This is a genomic window from Variovorax sp. AC194, from assembly GCF_979257995.1.
This window is the reverse complement of record NZ_OZ409823.1, coordinates 801478-817763: the sequence shown is the minus strand read 5'-3', so window position 1 is coordinate 817763 and position 16286 is coordinate 801478. Positions and strand designations below refer to the sequence as shown.

Here is a 16286-nt window from a genome sequence, read left to right as displayed (position 1 = left end):
CAAATACAACGGCCGGCCTACACCGCGCGTGCGCCCACGGGCGGCGCGGCCGCGCTGCGCTCGCGCGATGCGAAGCCGAGCGCGAGGCCCAACGCCAGTCCGCCGAGCACGTCGATCAGGACATGCTGGCGCACCGCCATCGTCGAATACACGATGGCCACGGCCCATGCCACGTTGAAGAGGCGCAGCCATGCGGGCGCGCCGGCGTCGCGCAACTGGCGCGCGAGCACGATGCAGGCGAACACCGAGAACGACACGTGCAGCGACGGGAAGGCATTGCCGGCCGAATCCACCGTCTTCAGGAAATGCAGCGACGTGCCCGGCGTGGCGTCGATGGTGAAATTCGGTATCGCCGTGGGCATGAACCAGAAGACGACCAGCGCGAGCGCCGTCATCGCCGCGCAGCCGAAGGAGAAGCTCCAGAGCTCGCGCTTGTCCTTGGCCAGCAGCACCGGCAGCGCGATGTAGCCCCAGAGCGAAAGATAGATGGGAAGCACGGCCGGCCAGAACGCGATCAGCCGGTCGAACGCGGTGAGCGGCAGCACCCACGCCTGGCCCGCGTTCTTCATGATCCAGAAGTACAGCGGGAAGAAGCCGATGGTGGCGACGGTGTTGCCCACGAGCTTGAGCGGCCACAGCGTCTTGCAGCGCAGCCACAGGGCGCGCAGCCATCGCGTCGAGGAAGATGAACGGGAATCGTCGGAAGAGAAATGCGTCATGGCTGCCGATGGCAACGCGGCATGGCCTCGCGGGTGCGAGGCCGGCGCATCACCAGGGCGTCCACTTTAATTGGCTTTGGGCCGAAGCCACCGTGCGCTCGATGAACCGCACGCCGCGCGCGCCGTCTTCCACGCGCGGGTAGTCGGCCGCCAGCGGATCGGCCGCCTGCCCCGCGAGCCGCGCGCGGATGTCCGCCGCCACGCCCGCGTAGATGTTGGCGAAAGCCTCGATGAAACCTTCGGGATGGCCCGTGGGCAAGCGGCTCGCGCGCCGCGCCGCTTCGCACAGCCACGGCCCGCCGCGCGTGAAGATGCGCTTGGGTCCGTCGTGCGGCAGGTGCACCAGCTGGCTGGGCTGCTCCTGGTGCCATTCGAGCGTGCCGAGCGCGCCAGAGATGCGCAGGCGCAGGTCGTTCTCAAGACCCGTGCTGATCTGCGAGGCGATCAGGACGCCGCGCGCGCCGCCCTTGAAGCGCAGCAGGAGGCTGCCGTCGTCGTCGAGCATGCGGCCCGGCACATGCGCGGTGAGGTCGGCGCAGAGGCTTTCGATCTCGAGGCCCGTGATGCTTGCGACGAGGTTCTCGGCGTGTGAGCCGATGTCGCCGATGGCGCCGGCCGCGCCGCTGCGCGCGGGGTCGGTGCGCCAGTCGGCCTGCTTGTTGCTGCCGCTGCCTTCGACATGGCTCGCGAGCCAGCCCTGGTTGTATTCGACGACGATCTTGCGGATGTCGCCCAGCTGGCCCGAGCGCACCATCTCGCGCGCCTGCCGCACCATCGGGTAGCCGGTGTAGTTGTAGGTGACGCCGAACACCGTGCCCTGTTTCGCGACGGTGGCGACCAGTGCATCGGCCTGGTCGCGCGTGTGCACGAGCGGCTTGTCGCACACGACGTGGAAGCCCGCGTCGGCGAAGGCCTGTGCCACGGGAAAGTGCACGTGGTTGGGCGTGACGATCGAGACGAAGTCGATGCGCTGGTCCGCGGGGCGTTTCAATTCGTCGGCGAGCAGCGTCTGCCAGTCGCCGTGGTTGCGGTCGTCGGCCAGGCCCAGGTCGCGGCCCGAGGCGCGTGCCTTGTCGGGGCTGGACGAGAGCGCGCCCGCGACGAATTCGATCTGGCCGTCCAGCGCCATGGCCTTGCGGTGCACGGCGCCGATGAAGGCGTCGCGGCCGCCGCCGACCATGGCGTAGCGGAGCTTGCGAAGAGGTATGGAGCTCATGGGTAGTTGGCTTCCGTGTTGTCCCCCCTCCATTGGGGAGAGGGTTAGGGTGAGGGCTTGGGCGGTTGCAAACGCACTGCTTTTGCAAACGCTGCCGCCCTCACTCCCGCCCTCTCCCCAAGGGGAGAGGGAGCAAGACCACAGACTCAGAAAGGCGAGTTCGGGTGGTAGAAGTCCTTGGCGTTTTCCTTGGTGATCAGCACCGAAGGAATGATCGTCGTCGCCGGCAGCTTCTCGCCCTTCAGGCGCGCTTCGGCCGTGAGCTTGATCGCGTCGTAGATGAACTTGGGCGAGTAGCTCACGTCGGCGCCGATGCGCTTGTCCTTGCCGTCCATGATGGTCTTGACCATGTCCTTGGCGCCCGCGCCGCCGAACACGATCTTGATGTCGTCGCGCTTGGCCTGCGAGATGGCCTTGAGCACGCCCACGGCCATGTCGTCGTCGGCCGCCCAGATGGCGTCGATCTGCTTGAAGCGCGTGAGGTAGTCCTGCGTGACCTTGAAGGCGTCGTCGCGGTTCCAGTTGGCGTACTTGGCATCCAGCAGCTTGATGTCGGGGCTGCCCTTCAACACCGCGTTGAAGGCGTCCATGCGCTCGTTGTCCAGCGTGGTGGCGATGCCGCGCAGCGCAACCACGTTGCCCTTGCCGCCCAGCGTCTTGACGATGTATTCGGCGGGGATCTTGCCGAAGGCGGTGTTGTCGCCGGCGACATACGCATCCTGCGCGCTGGTGTCGGTCAGGCCTCGGTCGACCACGGTGACGTAGGCGCCCTTGGCCTTGACCTGCGCGACCGGCTTGGTGAGCGCGGCCGATTCGAACGGGAACACGACCAGCGCGTTGATCTTGGTGACCGTCGACAAGTCCTGCAGCTGGTTGGCCTGCTCGGGCGCGTTGGCGGCGGTCTTGATCGTGATCTTCAGGTCCTTGTGTTCCTTCTCCAGGTCCTTCTTCGCCTGGTTGGCCCAGTAGTTGATGCCGCCCATGAAGCTGTGCGTGGCCGCAGGAATCGAAACGCCGAGGTTGACCTTTTCGGCGGCGAGCGCGGGCAGGCTCGCGAGCGCTGCAGCGGCGACGGCCGTGAGTGCGATGCGACGGGTGAAAGTTGTCATGCTGGATGTCTCCTCTTGGTGGGTGGAATGAAACGGGAAAAACATTTGCGGCCGAGCGCCGGGCCGCCCCAAGCCGGCCGCGCCTCCCCCTCGGGGGGTGGAGTTACACGAGCGCAGCGAGTGAAAAGCCGGGGGGCCATCATCTGCGTCCGCGTTGAAGAAACGCGACGATGATGATCACGAAGCCCTGCACCGCCGCGTTCAGGTACACGCTGATGATGCTGGTGAGGTTCAGGATGTTGCTGATGACCGAGAGCAGGATCGCGCCCACCACGGTGCCGGTGATGCTGCCCGCGCCGCCCTTGAGCGCCGTGCCGCCGACGATCACCGCGGCGATCGCCTCGAGCTCCCACAGGAGGCCCGTGGTCGGCGAAGCGGAGCCCAGGCGCGGCACGTACAAGAGCGTCGCGATGCCCACGCACACGCCCAGCAGCACGTAGGTCATGATCTTCACGCGGTCCACATCGACCGCCGCGTAGCGCGCCACCTGCTCGTTCGAGCCGATGGCCTGCACGTAGCGTCCGTAGGCCGTGCGGTTCAGGATGACGCCGCCGATGATCGCGACGATCACGAACACCCACACCGGCACCGGGATGCCCGCAAGGCTCGCGTAGTACACGGGCGCGTAGAGGTCCGACAGGTCGTTGTCCAGCGTGAGCGCGCCGCCGTCGGCGAAGTACGTGAGGTACGCGCGAAAGATGCCCAGCGTGCCCAGCGTCACGATGAAGGGCTCGATGCGGCCCTTGGTGATCAGGAGGCCGTGCGCGAGGCCGAACACCGCGCCCAGCACGATGGCCAGCACCGCACCCATCACCACCGCCAGCATCGGTGAGCCCGAAGCCGGGCCGGCCCAGTTGATGAACATGATCACGCTGCCCGCAATCAGCGCGGCCATCGAGCCCACCGACAGGTCGATGCCGCCCGAGATGATCACGAAGCACATGCCCACCGCGATGATGCCGATGAAGGCCGTGCGCGTGAGCACGTTCATCGCGTTGTCGACGGTGGCGAAGTCGCTGTTGAGCAGCGTGCCCGCGATGCACAGCAGCACGAGGCCGATGACCGGGCCGAGGCCGTGCAGGCGCGCGATCCAGCCTGGCTTGGCTTCGCTGCGGTGCGCCGCGGCTGCGGCGTCTTCAGGCTGCGACGGGGGTGTTTGCAGTTCCGGTGGCATGAGCGATCAGCTCCTCTTCGGTCAGGTGGTTCGCGTCGAGCGTGGCAACGAGTTTTCCTGCGCGCATCACCGCGACGCGGTGGCACAGGCCGATCAGTTCCATCAGCTCCGACGAGACGACGATCACCGCGAGCCCTTCGCGGGCGAGTCGCTGGATCAGGAAATAGATGTCGCGCTTGGCGCCCACGTCCACGCCGCGCGTGGGCTCGTCCAGCACCACCACCTTGGGCTGCGGCTGCAGCACCTTGGCGAGCGCGAGCTTCTGCTGGTTGCCGCCCGAGAGCGACGAGGCCTTGACGTCGAGCGAGCCGGTGCGGATGCCGTAGTCCTTCACCGCCTCGGCCAGCGCGCCGCGCTCGCCTTCGGGCTGCAGCCACGGCTTGGCGTAGCGCTCGAGCGCCATCAGCGTCAGGTTCTGGCGCAGGCCAAAGTTGACGTGCAGGCCCTTGCCCTTGCGGTCTTCGCTCAGGTACGTGAGGCCGTTCTTGGCGGCATCGCGCGGATTGCGCCAGCCCTTGTTGTGCGGCACGGGCTTGCCGAGCATCTCGACGCTGCCGCTCGCGGGCCGAAGGCCCAGGAGCCCTTCGAAGAGCTCGGTGCGGCCCGCGCCGACGAGGCCCGCGAAGCCGAGGATCTCGCCGGGGCGCACCTCGAAGCTCGCGTCCTGCGCCCAGCCGGGCACGGTGAAGTTGCGCACGCGCATCGCGGGCGCGTCGGCCGCGACGACGAGGTCGCGCGGCGGATAAAGGTCGGCCAGTTCGCGGCCCACCATCAAGTTGGCCATCTGGTGGCGCGTGACATCGGGCGTGAGCGCGCGTGCGACGAAGCGGCCGTCGCGCATGACGATCACCTCGTCGGTCACCTGCTCCACTTCATCGAGCTTGTGCGAGATGTAGACGATGGTCACGCCATCGGCGCGCAGCTGCGCGATGAGCTTGAACAGGCGCTCGGTCTCGCCCGGCGTGAGCGTGGCGGTGGGCTCGTCCATGATGAGCAGGCGCGCGCGGCGGGCGATGGCCTTGGCGATCTCCACGAGCTGCTTCTCCGCGACGATGAGCTTGCGCACCTTGGTGCGCGGATCGACCTGCAGGCCGACGGCGGCGAGGGCTGCGGCGGCGTCGCGCTCCATCGAGGCGTCGTCGAGCAGCCAGCCTTTCTTCTTCTCGTGGCCGAGGAAGATGTTCTGCGCGACGCTCAGGTCTTCGGCGAGATTGAACTCCTGGTGGATCAGCACGATGCCCAGCGCCTCGGCATCGCGCGAGCTCGCGAACTGCTGCGGCAGGCCGTTGATGCGCAGCGTGCCGCCGCTGAGCTGTTCGTAGCCCGCGAGGATCTTCATCAGCGTGGACTTGCCCGCGCCGTTCTCGCCGAGGAGGCCGTACACGTGGCCGGGCGCGAGCGAGAAGCTCACGCCGTGCAGCACCTGCACCGGGCCGAAGGCCTTCACCACGCCGTCGAACTCGACGGCGACGCTGCCCTTGATGTTCTCTGCTGCACTCATGGCGCCACTCCGCGAACTTTGAGGGTCTCGTGCATCGCGAGCACGCCAGCGCCCACGAGGCCGCCCTGCGTGCCGAGCGGCGTGTACTGGATCTCCAGGTGCCGCGTGGAAAGCGCGAGCGAGCGCTGGTACACGCTCTGCCGCACCGCCGCGAGAAACAGCGGCCCGATGCGCGTGATGCCGCCGCCGATGAACACGTGCGACGGATTGAAGAAGTTGACGACCGAGGCGAGCATCTGCCCGATCAGGCTGCCCGCGCGCTGGATGATGCCGTTGGCCGCGGTGTCGCCGCCGCGGCTGGCCTGGCCTACGTCGATCGCGTCGATGCGGCCATGCAGGCGCAGGCACTCGGCCAGCGCTTCGCTCTCGCCCGCTTCGGCCGCCTGCATCGCCATGCGCGTGATCGCGGGGCCGGCCGCCATCGCCTCGACGCAGCCGAGGTTGCCGCAATGGCAGCGCGGGCCTTCCTGGTCCACGCAGATGTGGCCCACGTCGCCGGCCGAGCCCGCGGCGCCGCGGTACACCTCGCCGTGGCAGACGATGCCGCAGCCGATGCCGGTGCCGATCTTGATGACGAGGAAATTGGTGAGCGAACGCTTGAGGCGCCACAGTTCGCCCAGCGCCATGAGGTTCACGTCGTTGTCGACGAAGACGGGCGCCGCGTAGTCCTCGCGCAGGTAGTCGCGGATCGAGAAGCTGTCCCATGCCGGCATGAGCGGCGGGTTCACGAGCTGGCCGATCTCGAAGTTGACGGGGCCGGGCACGCCGATGCCGATGCCCAGCACGCTCCTGGCGCTGTGGCCGCAGCGCGCGAGCAGTTCGCGCATCAGCGTGCGGACGCGGGCAAGCACGACCGCGGGGCCGTCGCGCACGTCGGCCGGTTCGTCATGCTGGGCGAGCACGGTGAGGTCGGGGCGGAGCACCGCCACGTCCAGGCTGGTGGCGCCGATGTCGATGCCGACGAGCACGCCGAGGCCGGCATGCAGTTGGAGGTTTTCGGCGCGGCGTCCGCCCGAAGAGCGCTGCAGGCCCGCTTCGGCCAGGAGCCCCTGGTCGACGAGGCCGGCGATCAACGCGTTGGCCTTGCTCTTGGAGAAGCCGAGTTGTTCGGCCATGGCATGGCGCGAGCCGCCGGCCGACCAGAAGGTCGTTTCCAGCAACTGCATCTCATGAGCAGTGATGCCACTCCAGGGTGCCACGCGCTTGTCTCCGTGTTCTTTTTGCCTGCTCCGCAGCCTGGGGCTGTCGGGCGAACGCGAATACTAGGGGCAGGGCTTCAGCCGGACAAGGCCAAACTTCGACCAAGTTCAGATCGAAGCTGGTTGAAAGCGAAAGTCAGAACGCAAAAAAGCCGCCCGAAGGCGGCTTTTCCTGGGAAGAAGCGCTCGCGCGCTTACTTCTTCTGGCGGTACTTGCGCAGCGCAGCGATCTGCGCGGCCATCACGGCCAGTTCGGACTGCGCCATCGCGATGTCGATGTCGCTCTTCGCGTTCTTCAGCGCTTCCTCGGCGGCGGCCTTGGCCACGTTGGCCTTTTCGTCATCGAGGTCCTTGCCGCGGATCGCGGTGTCGGACAGCACGGTGACGGCGTTCGGCTGCACTTCGAGAATGCCGCCGGCCACGAAGACGAACTCTTCGCCGCCGTCGGCCGTTTCGATGCGCACGGCGCCGGGGCGGATGCGCGTGATCAGCGGGGTGTGGCGCGGATAGATGCCGAGCTCACCGGCTTCACCGGGCAGCGCGACGAACTTGGCTTCGCCCGAGAAGATCGACTCTTCCGCGCTGACCACGTCGACGTGAATGGTGTTTGCCATCTGAGTTCCTATCTATGCCGCCTCAAGCGACCTTCTTGGCTTTTTCGAACGCTTCGTCGATCGTGCCCACCATGTAGAACGCTTGTTCCGGCAGGTGGTCGGCTTCGCCGTTCACGATCATCTTGAAACCACGGATGGTTTCGGACAGCGGCACGTACTTGCCGGGCGAGCCGGTGAACACTTCGGCCACGTGGAACGGCTGCGACAGGAAACGCTGGATCTTGCGGGCGCGGGCCACGGCGAGCTTGTCGTCGGGTGCCAGTTCGTCCATGCCCAGAATCGCGATGATGTCGCGCAGTTCCTTGTAGCGCTGCAGCGTGCCTTGCACGGCGCGGGCCACGTTGTAGTGCTCTTCGCCGACCACGTTCGGGTCGAGCTGGCGCGAGGTCGAGTCCAGCGGGTCCACGGCGGGATAGATGCCGAGCGAGGCGATGTCGCGCGACAGCACCACGGTGGAGTCCAAGTGGGCGAAGGTCGTGGCGGGCGACGGGTCGGTCAAGTCATCCGCCGGCACGTACACGGCCTGGATCGAGGTGATCGAGCCGACCTTGGTCGAGGTGATCCGCTCTTGCAGGCGGCCCATTTCCTCGGCCAGCGTGGGCTGGTAGCCCACGGCGGAAGGCATGCGGCCCAGCAGCGCCGACACTTCGGTACCGGCCAGCGTGTAGCGGTAGATGTTGTCCACGAAGAACAGCACGTCGCGGCCTTCGTCGCGGAACGACTCGGCGATGGTCAGGCCGGTCAGCGCCACGCGCAGACGGTTGCCCGGGGGTTCGTTCATCTGGCCGTAGACCATGGCCACCTTCGACTCGGGCAGGTTGTCCAGGTTCACCACGCCGGAGTCGGCCATCTCGTGATAGAAGTCGTTGCCTTCGCGGGTACGTTCACCCACACCGGCGAACACCGACAGACCCGAGTGAGCCTTGGCGATGTTGTTGATCAGTTCCATCATGTTCACGGTCTTGCCCACGCCGGCGCCGCCGAACAGGCCCACCTTGCCGCCCTTGGCGAACGGGCACACCAGGTCGATCACCTTGATGCCGGTTTCCAGCAGGTCTTGCGAAGGCGACAGTTCGTCGTACGCGGGGGCCTTGCGGTGGATGGAGGCGGTGAGCTCCTGGCTCACTTCGCCGCGCTCGTCGATCGGACGGCCGAGCACGTCCATGATGCGGCCGAGCGTGGCCTTGCCGACGGGCACCGTGATGGCGGCACCGGTGTTGGTCACGATCAGGCCGCGACGCAGGCCGTCGGACGAGCCCAGCGCGATGGTACGCACCACGCCGTCGCCCAGCAGCTGCTGAACTTCGAGGGTCAGTCCGCCGCCTTCGAATTTCAAGGCGTCATACACCTTGGGCATCTGGTCACGCGGGAACTCCACGTCGACCACGGCGCCGATACATTGGACAATTTTTCCTTCAGCCATGGCGTTTCCTTCTGGATGGATCTCAATAAATTTGCGACAGGTTCTTGCAGAAGCGTCCTGGTGCCAAAACGGGCCGCTTTTGCAAGAATGCCGGACGGGCCGGCACCCTTGAGAACTGCTACTTCTTCAGATCAGCACTTCATGGCCGTCGCTTGTGCAGCGAAAGCGTCCGAAGCGGCCTTGCATGCCTGGCCCAGGGCGGCCTTGTCGGCACCCATCGAAGCCCAGGTGGCCTTGGTCTGGTCGAGGCTGGCCTTCATCGCATCGGCGGCAGCGCCGCTTTGTGCGCCCACGCAGGTCTGCACCTTCGTCAGGTAGTCGTTGCACTCTTGCGGCAGGTCCGCGGCCGATGCCGTCGGGGCTGCAGCAGCGGGTGCTGCGGCCGGCGCCGGTTCCGGAGCGGCAGGAGCGGGCGCAGGTGCGGCGGCGGGAGCCGGAGCAGCAGCGGGTGCTTCTTCCTTCTTGGAGCAAGCAGTCAGAGCGGCAGCAACGGCCACCAGAACGAGAAATTTCTTCATGTTGCGCAGAGTCCCCTAAAAGTAGGCCTTGGAGTTATCGGAGAACGCACAGAGCGCCGCCGACCGGCAATGTGGCCCGTTGCATCGCCTGGATCAAACGCCGGCGGCCGCTGCCGCGCCCGACACGATTTCCGACAGCTCTTTGGTGATGCCGGCCTGGCGGGTCTTGTTGTAGACCAGCTTCAGCTCGCTGATCACGTTGCCCGCGTTGTCGGTGGCGGCCTTCATGGCCACCATCCGCGCCGAATGCTCGGACGCCATGTTCTCGGCCACGGCCTGGTAGACCAGCGACTCCACATAGCGCACCAGCAGCTCGTCGATCACGCTTTGCGCATCGGGCTCGTAGATGTAGTCCCACGAATGCTGGCCTTCCTCGACTTTCAGCGAGTCTGCCGCCAGCGGCAGCAGCTGCTCGACGAGCGGCTCCTGCTTGATCGTGTTGATGAACTTCGTGTAGCACAGGTACACGGCCGAGAGCTTGCCTTCCGCGTAGGCGTCCAGCAGGGTCTTGACCGGGCCGATCAGCTTGTCCAGGTGCGGCGTGTCGCCCAGGTGGGTGACATGCGCGACCACGCGGGCGCCGATGCGGTTCAGGAAGCCCAGGCCCTTGCTGCCGATGGCGACCGACTCGATGGCAACGCCAGCGGCCTGCGCCTCGCGCAGCTTGGTCGTCACGGCGCGCAGCAGGTTGGTGTTCAAGCCACCGCACAGCCCCTTGTCGCTCGTCACGATGATGAAGCCGATCGCTTTCGCGTCGCTCTTCTTCATGAATGCGTGCGTGTACTCGGGGTTCGCCTTGCCGAGGTTGGCCGCAATGTTGCGGATCTTCTCGCTGTAGGGGCGGGCGGCACGCATGCGCTCTTGCGCCTTGCGCATCTTGGAAACCGAGACCATTTCCATGGCCTTGGTGATCTTCTTGGTGTTTTCCACCGATTTGATCTTGCCGCGGATTTCCTTACCAGCTGCCATATGAACTCCTTCTTGCGTCGGTCAAGGGGTCGATCAGGCGAACGACTTCTTGAACGAGGTGGCGGCTGCCAGCAGTTCGGCTTCGGCGTCCTGGCAAACCTTCTTGAAGGCTTGCTTCTCGGCGCTGTCGTCCGGCTTGGCGGGCTTCACGTCCCACTTGGCGCCATTCTTTTCCATGGTCTCGAGCAGGGCCGCGTGGCTCGACTTGAGCAGCTGATGGAAGCCGTGTTCGAACGAGAGCACCTTCTTGACGTCGATGTCGTCCATGAAGCCCTTGTTCACTGCGAACAGCGTGGCGTTCATCAGCGAAATCGGCAGCGGGCTGTACTGGGTCTGCTTGAGCAGTTCCGTCACGCGCGCACCGCGGTCCAGTTGCTTACGGGTGGCTTCGTCCAGGTCGGAGGCGAACTGCGCGAACGCAGCCAGCTCGCGGTACTGGGCCAGGTCGGTACGGATACCGCCCGACTGGTTCTTGATCAGGTTGGTCTGCGCCGACGAACCCACGCGCGACACCGAGATACCGGCGTTGATGGCGGGGCGGATGCCGGCGTTGAACAGGCTGGTTTCCAGGAAGATCTGGCCGTCGGTGATCGAGATCACGTTGGTCGGAACGAAGGCGGACACGTCGCCGGCTTGCGTCTCGATGATCGGCAGCGCCGTGAGCGAACCGGTCTTGCCCTTGACTTCACCCTTGGTGAAGGCTTCGACGTAGTCGGCGTTCACGCGGGCTGCGCGCTCCAGCAGGCGGCTGTGGAGATAGAACACGTCGCCGGGGTAGGCTTCGCGGCCTGGCGGGCGGCGCAGCAGCAGCGAGACCTGGCGGTAGGCCACGGCTTGCTTGGACAGGTCGTCATAGACGATCAGCGCGTCCTGGCCGCGGTCGCGGAAGTATTCGCCCATCGTGCAGCCCGAGTAGGCCGACACGTACTGCATGGCCGCCGATTCGGAGGCCGATGCGGCCACCACGATGGTGTAGTCCATCGCGCCGGCTTGTTCGAGGGAGCGCACCACGTTCTTGATCGACGAAGCCTTCTGGCCGATCGCAACGTAGACGCAGGTCATGTTCTGACCCTTCTGGTTGATGATCGCGTCGATCGCCACGGCGGTCTTGCCGGTCTGGCGGTCGCCGATGATCAGCTCGCGCTGGCCGCGGCCGACGGGCACCATCGAGTCGATGGACTTCAGGCCGGTCTGCATCGGCTGGTCCACGGACTTGCGGGCGATCACGCCCGGTGCGACCTTCTCGATCACGTCGGTCATCTTGGCGTTGATCGGACCCTTGCCGTCGATCGGCTGGCCCAGGGCGTTCACCACGCGGCCGATGAGCTCGGGGCCCACGGGCACTTCCAGGATGCGGCCCGTGCACTTGACGGTGTCGCCTTCGGAGATGTGCTCGTACTCGCCCAGAATCACGGCGCCGACCGAGTCGCGCTCCAGGTTCAGCGCAAGGCCGAACGAGGGGGTGCCGTCGGCCGTGGGCGGGAACTCGAGCATTTCGCCCTGCATCGCGTCGGACAGGCCGTGCACGCGCACGATGCCGTCGGTCACCGAAACCACGGTGCCCTCGTTGCGGATGTTGGCGCTGACCCCGAGGCCCTCGATGCGGCTCTTGATCAGTTCGGAAATTTCTGCGGGATTGAGTTGCATGACTCTTTCCTTCTTTCTTTGAGGCTACAAGTAGAGGGCTGAAGACCGTCAGGCCGCCAGCGCAACTTTCATTTGTTCAAGGCGCGCTTTGACGGAGGTGTCGAGCACCTCGTCGCCGACCACCACACGAATGCCGCCGATCAGTTCCGGGTCCTGCTGGACCGTCACCTGCAGCTTGCGGCCGAAACGCTTTTCGAGCGCAGCCGACACGTTGGCCAGGGCCGCGGCATCGATCGGGAAGGCGCTGTAGACCACGGCGTCGGACGAACCGCTCTTCACGTTGGCCAGTGCCCGGAACTGCTTCGCAATTTCCGGCAGCACCGAAAAACGCCCGTTCTCCAGGAGCGCACCCAGGAAGTTCTGGGCGTGGGCGGCCAACGGCGCACCGAAGGCGCCGGCGACCACACCGAGAACCTGCTCGGCCGTGGCCTTGGGGTTGTCGGCGAATTGCCGGAGCTCGGGGTTGGCCGCGATGGCGGCAACCTTGTCGAGCCAGGCGCTGGTGGCGGCGACGTCGGACGACGAGGCCTTGAAAAGCGCCTCCGCGTAGGGACGTGCAATGGTGGCGAGTTCTGCCATGGCTTCTATCAGAGTTCGGTCTGCAGACGGGCGAGCAAATCGGCGTGAACGCCCGCATTCACTTCCTTGCGCAGAATCTGCTCTGCGCCCTTGACGGCCAGTGCGGCAACCTGCTCGCGCAGGGCCTCGCGGGCCTTCAGTGCCTGCTGGTCGGCTTCGACGCGGGCAGCTGCAACGATCTTGTTGCCTTCTTCGGTCGCGCGGGCCTTGGCCTCTTCAACGATGGCCTGGGCGCGACGTTCGGCGTCGGCAAGACGTTGTGCGGACTCGTTGCGTGCCTGGCCCAGCTCGGCTTCCACGCGCTTGTTGGCGGCGGACAGCTCGGACTTGGCCTTGTCGGCGGCAGCGAGGCCTTCGGCGATCTTCGCAGCGCGGTCGTCCAGCGCCTTCGCGATCGGCGGCCACACGAACTTCATCGTGAACCCGACCAGGATCAGGAACACGATCATCTGAACGATCAGGGTACCGGTAATGCTCACTTTTCACCCTCTCTTTGGGATTGAATGCGAAGCCATTCCACAGAGGGGAACGACGACACGGGTCCGACGAGAAAGACTTACTTCGGCAGGTTGGCGATCTGAGCCAGGAACGGGTTGGCCGTTGCGAACCACAGGGCGATACCGGTGCCGATAATGAAAGCAGCGTCGATCAGGCCGGCCAGCAGGAACATCTTGGTTTGAAGTTCGCCCATGAGTTCGGGCTGACGTGCGGCCGACTCGAGGTACTTGCTGCCCATGATGCCGATGCCGATACATGCGCCCACAGCGCCCAGACCGATGATCAGGCCGGCGGCCAGTGCAACAAAGCTAATAACTTCCATGATGACTCCTAGAGGACTTTGGTTGAAGAGAAAACGAAAAACAAAAACGAAACAGGGGTGATCGGTGCGATCAGTGGTGATCGTGGGCCTGGCCGATGTAGACCAGCGTCAGCATCATGAACACGAAGGCTTGCAGCGTGATGATCAGGATGTGGAAGATGGCCCAGGCCGTGCCCGCGATGATGTGGCCGATGGCCAGGCCGATGCCGGTGGCCGACAGCGTGAAGGCGCCGCCCATCAGGGCGATCAGCAGGAAGATCAGTTCGCCGGCGTACATGTTGCCGAACAGCCGCATGCCGTGCGAGACCGTCTTGGCGACGAACTCGATCATCTGCATGGCGAAGTTGAAGGGGTACAGCGCCCAGTGGTTGCCGAAGGGTGCGGTGAACAGCTCGTGGATCCAGCCGCCGGCGCCCTTGATCTTGATGTTGTAGTAGATGCAGATCAGCAGCACCGCCACCGACATGCCCATCGTCACCGAGAGGTCGGCCGTGGGCACGACGCGCAGGTAGGCGTGGTGCGGGTCGGCGCCGGCGATGCCGAAGATCTTGGCCCAGATCGCCGGGAACAAATCGACCGGGAACAGGTCCATTGCGTTCAGCAGGAAGATCCAGACGAAGATGGTCAGCGCCAGCGGAGCGACGAACTTGCGGCTCGTGGCGTTGTGCACGATGCCCTTGGCTTGCTGGTCGACCATTTCGACCAGCAGCTCGACGGCAGCCTGGAAGCGGCCCGGAACACCCGAGGTGGCCTTGCGTGCAGCCAGCCAGAGCAACCAGCAACCCAGGATGCCCAGAGCGATGGAGAAAAACAGCGAATCGAAGTTGAAGACCGAAAGATCGGCCACACCTGCAGGCTTGGAGCTTTGCAGATGCGTCAAGTGGTGAACGATGTATTCACCAGCGGTCTGACCATGTTCCGCAGCGTTTTCAGCAGCCATTCCGTTACTCGTCTCGTTGTTGCCGGCGCCGGGGCGAGAACATCACCGCCAACCAGGCCGCCTTCATTGTCACCACCAAGCCGACCAGCATTGCGGGCCAGCTCAGCGCCGTTATCAGCCTTGGCGCGGCGATCAGCATCGCCACGGACAAGGCCATCTTGACCATTTCCCAGAGGAAGAACCCAAACACCGCAGTGCCCGGATTCAGGGAAGAGAACCTGCCGGTCAGCCCACGTGCGAACACCGCCGCTGGAATGACCACCGCGATCGCGCCGTAAGCGGCGGACCAACCCAGATTTTGCCTCCCCGTCAGTCCCCAGATGGCCAGAGCCACCACCAGACCGACAACCAACTGACCCGCGACCACCCGCCAAGGGGAGACCGAAGGGTTCTTTGCTCGCAGTTCACGCGCCTCATCGGCGGTCAACGGCTTGAATTCTGCGTCGAGGTCTTCAGCGACCTCCGAGTCCTGTCGGGCGATTGTTTTCATTTCGAATGAAGCCCGGATGACGACCCAGAATTTCTACAAAGCCATTGATTATAAGTAAAAACCCAGCCACTCCCGACACATCAGCGTCACGATTGCAAATCGATGGCCACAAGACCTGACGTGAACCCGACTCGGCGCAGGCAACCATAATTCCTTCATGCACCCTATCACCGACGCCCTGCCCGCCACGCTTTGTTACCTCGATGGCGAGTACACCGCCCTGCGCGACGCGAAGATCAGCGTCCTGGACCGCGGCTTCATTTTCGGCGACGGCATCTACGAGGTCGTTCCCGTCTACGGCGGCCAGCCCTTCTGCTTCGAGGAGCACATGGCGCGCCTGGACCGATCGCTCGCCGAGTTGCAGATTGTCAACCCGCTCTCCCTCGACCAATGGCGCAAGATCGTGATGCGCCTGGTCGCCGCGGGCGGCGACGCCCCGCAAGCCGTCTACTTCCAGGTCACCCGCGGCGTCGCGCCGCGCGACCACGCGATGGTCAAGGGCCTCACGCCCACCGTCTTCGTCATGGTGAATCCGCTGCCGCCCGTGGCCGATGCGGTGCGCGCCAAGGGCGTGGCCTGCGTCACTGCGGACGACTTCCGCTGGCAGAAGGCCCACATCAAGAGCACCAGCCTGCTGGGCGCCGTGCTCTCCCGGCAGATCAGCGTGCAGGCCGGCGCGGCCGAGACCGTCATGTTCCGCGGCGACTGGCTGAGCGAAGCATCGTCGAGCAACGTGTGGATCGTGAAGGAGGGCGTCCTCATCGGCCCGCCCAAGGACAACCTCGTGCTCACCGGCATCCGCTATGGCCTCCTCGAGCGCCTGTGCCAGGAAGGCGGCATTCCCTTCGCGCTGCGCCGCGTGTCGCGCGACGAGGTGTTCGGTGCCGACGAACTGATCCTTTCCTCGGCCAGCAAGGAAGTGCTGCCCGTCGTCACCCTCGATGGCAAGACCATTGGCAACGGCCATCCCGGCCCCATCTACAAGAGCTTGTATGCCGCCTACCAACAGGCCAAGCAACGCAACGCTGAGAAGCAAGGAGCCACTGCATGACCGAGAACACCACCGACGACGCAGTCACCGCGCCCATTCCCGATCCGCGCAAGGAATCGCTGATCGAGTACCCCTCGCAATTCCCCATCAAGGTCATGGGCGCCAAGACCGATGGCCTGGTGCACGCGATCACGCAGATCGCCGAGCAGTTCGATCCGACCTTCGACGCCACCACGGTCGAGCTGCGCGACAGCAAGGCCGGCAACTACCTGGGCGTGACGATCACCGTCACCGCCACCAGCCGCGAGCAGCTCGACGACCTCTATCGCGCGCTCTCGGGCCATCCGTCGGTCAAGGTCGTTCTTTGAACTGAGCCT

At 65.3% G+C, this 16286-nt stretch carries 18 protein-coding genes; 2 read left to right on the top strand and 16 right to left on the bottom strand.

The features are described 5' to 3' along the window. Positions 1-17: 17 nt before the first annotated feature. The 16 genes from ACZYRS_RS03935 to ACZYRS_RS03860 all read right to left on the bottom strand — a co-directional run bounded on the left by ACZYRS_RS03935 (position 18) and on the right by ACZYRS_RS03860 (position 14918). On the bottom strand, positions 18-719 hold the full coding sequence (locus tag ACZYRS_RS03935; protein ID WP_463418187.1) for a phosphatase PAP2 family protein: 702 nt from the start codon (positions 717-719) through the stop codon (positions 18-20). 49 nt (positions 720-768) lie between these two features. Next, entirely contained in the window at positions 769-1935 is a 1167-nt protein-coding gene (locus ACZYRS_RS03930) for a Gfo/Idh/MocA family protein (RefSeq protein ID WP_463418186.1), read from the bottom strand. Positions 1936-2081: 146 nt separating this feature from the next. Next, complete coding sequence (locus ACZYRS_RS03925) at positions 2082-3044, bottom strand: substrate-binding domain-containing protein (RefSeq protein ID WP_198788351.1); 963 nt, start codon at positions 3042-3044, stop codon at positions 2082-2084. A gap of 139 nt (positions 3045-3183) precedes the next feature. Continuing rightward, positions 3184-4218, bottom strand: a complete 1035-nt coding sequence (locus tag ACZYRS_RS03920; protein WP_463418185.1) for an ABC transporter permease — start codon at positions 4216-4218, stop codon at positions 3184-3186. Then, entirely contained in the window at positions 4181-5719 is a 1539-nt protein-coding gene (locus ACZYRS_RS03915; RefSeq protein ID WP_463418184.1) for a sugar ABC transporter ATP-binding protein, read from the bottom strand. Before ACZYRS_RS03915 ends, ACZYRS_RS03920 begins: the two co-directional genes overlap by 38 nt. Beyond that, the gene (locus ACZYRS_RS03910) at positions 5716-6885 is read right to left on the bottom strand and encodes an ROK family protein (protein WP_198788437.1); all 1170 of its coding nucleotides are present in this window, start codon (positions 6883-6885) and stop codon (positions 5716-5718) included. The genes ACZYRS_RS03915 and ACZYRS_RS03910 overlap by 4 nt, the downstream gene beginning before the upstream one ends. 227 nt (positions 6886-7112) lie before the next feature. Continuing rightward, positions 7113-7532, bottom strand: a complete 420-nt coding sequence (locus ACZYRS_RS03905) for a F0F1 ATP synthase subunit epsilon (RefSeq protein WP_013543863.1) — start codon at positions 7530-7532, stop codon at positions 7113-7115. Positions 7533-7554: 22 nt separating this feature from the next. After that, entirely contained in the window at positions 7555-8955 is a 1401-nt protein-coding gene (atpD, locus tag ACZYRS_RS03900) for a F0F1 ATP synthase subunit beta (protein ID WP_198788348.1), read from the bottom strand. 131 nt (positions 8956-9086) lie between these two features. After that, positions 9087-9473, bottom strand: a complete 387-nt coding sequence (locus tag ACZYRS_RS03895; RefSeq protein ID WP_463418183.1) for a hypothetical protein — start codon at positions 9471-9473, stop codon at positions 9087-9089. A 93-nt stretch (positions 9474-9566) separates the two neighbouring features. Beyond that, complete coding sequence (gene atpG / locus ACZYRS_RS03890) at positions 9567-10442, bottom strand: F0F1 ATP synthase subunit gamma (protein ID WP_198788346.1); 876 nt, start codon at positions 10440-10442, stop codon at positions 9567-9569. Between the two features lie 33 nt (positions 10443-10475). Then, positions 10476-12089: a F0F1 ATP synthase subunit alpha gene (gene atpA, locus ACZYRS_RS03885; protein WP_093443448.1), complete on the bottom strand. Its 1614-nt coding sequence runs from the start codon at positions 12087-12089 to the stop codon at positions 10476-10478. Between the two features lie 48 nt (positions 12090-12137). Further along, positions 12138-12668, bottom strand: coding sequence for a F0F1 ATP synthase subunit delta (locus ACZYRS_RS03880; protein WP_198788345.1), 531 nt, complete (start codon positions 12666-12668; stop codon positions 12138-12140). Between the two features lie 8 nt (positions 12669-12676). Continuing rightward, entirely contained in the window at positions 12677-13147 is a 471-nt protein-coding gene (locus ACZYRS_RS03875; RefSeq protein ID WP_007830193.1) for a F0F1 ATP synthase subunit B, read from the bottom strand. A gap of 77 nt (positions 13148-13224) precedes the next feature. After that, positions 13225-13488, bottom strand: coding sequence for a F0F1 ATP synthase subunit C (gene atpE / locus ACZYRS_RS03870; protein ID WP_007830191.1), 264 nt, complete (start codon positions 13486-13488; stop codon positions 13225-13227). A gap of 70 nt (positions 13489-13558) precedes the next feature. Then, entirely contained in the window at positions 13559-14428 is an 870-nt protein-coding gene (atpB, locus tag ACZYRS_RS03865) for a F0F1 ATP synthase subunit A (protein ID WP_198788344.1), read from the bottom strand. Between the two features lie 4 nt (positions 14429-14432). Beyond that, positions 14433-14918: an ATP synthase subunit I gene (locus ACZYRS_RS03860; RefSeq protein WP_198788343.1), complete on the bottom strand. Its 486-nt coding sequence runs from the start codon at positions 14916-14918 to the stop codon at positions 14433-14435. A gap of 157 nt (positions 14919-15075) precedes the next feature. On the opposite strand from ACZYRS_RS03860, the gene ACZYRS_RS03855 reads away from it, so the two are divergent. After that, positions 15076-15969 (top strand): D-amino acid aminotransferase, encoded by an 894-nt coding sequence (locus ACZYRS_RS03855; protein ID WP_463418182.1) that lies wholly within the window; start codon positions 15076-15078, stop codon positions 15967-15969. Continuing rightward, a complete protein-coding gene (locus ACZYRS_RS03850; RefSeq protein ID WP_093443436.1) occupies positions 15966-16277 on the top strand; it encodes a YbeD family protein in 312 nt (103 codons plus the stop codon). Before ACZYRS_RS03855 ends, ACZYRS_RS03850 begins: the two co-directional genes overlap by 4 nt. Positions 16278-16286: the final 9 nt, after the last annotated feature.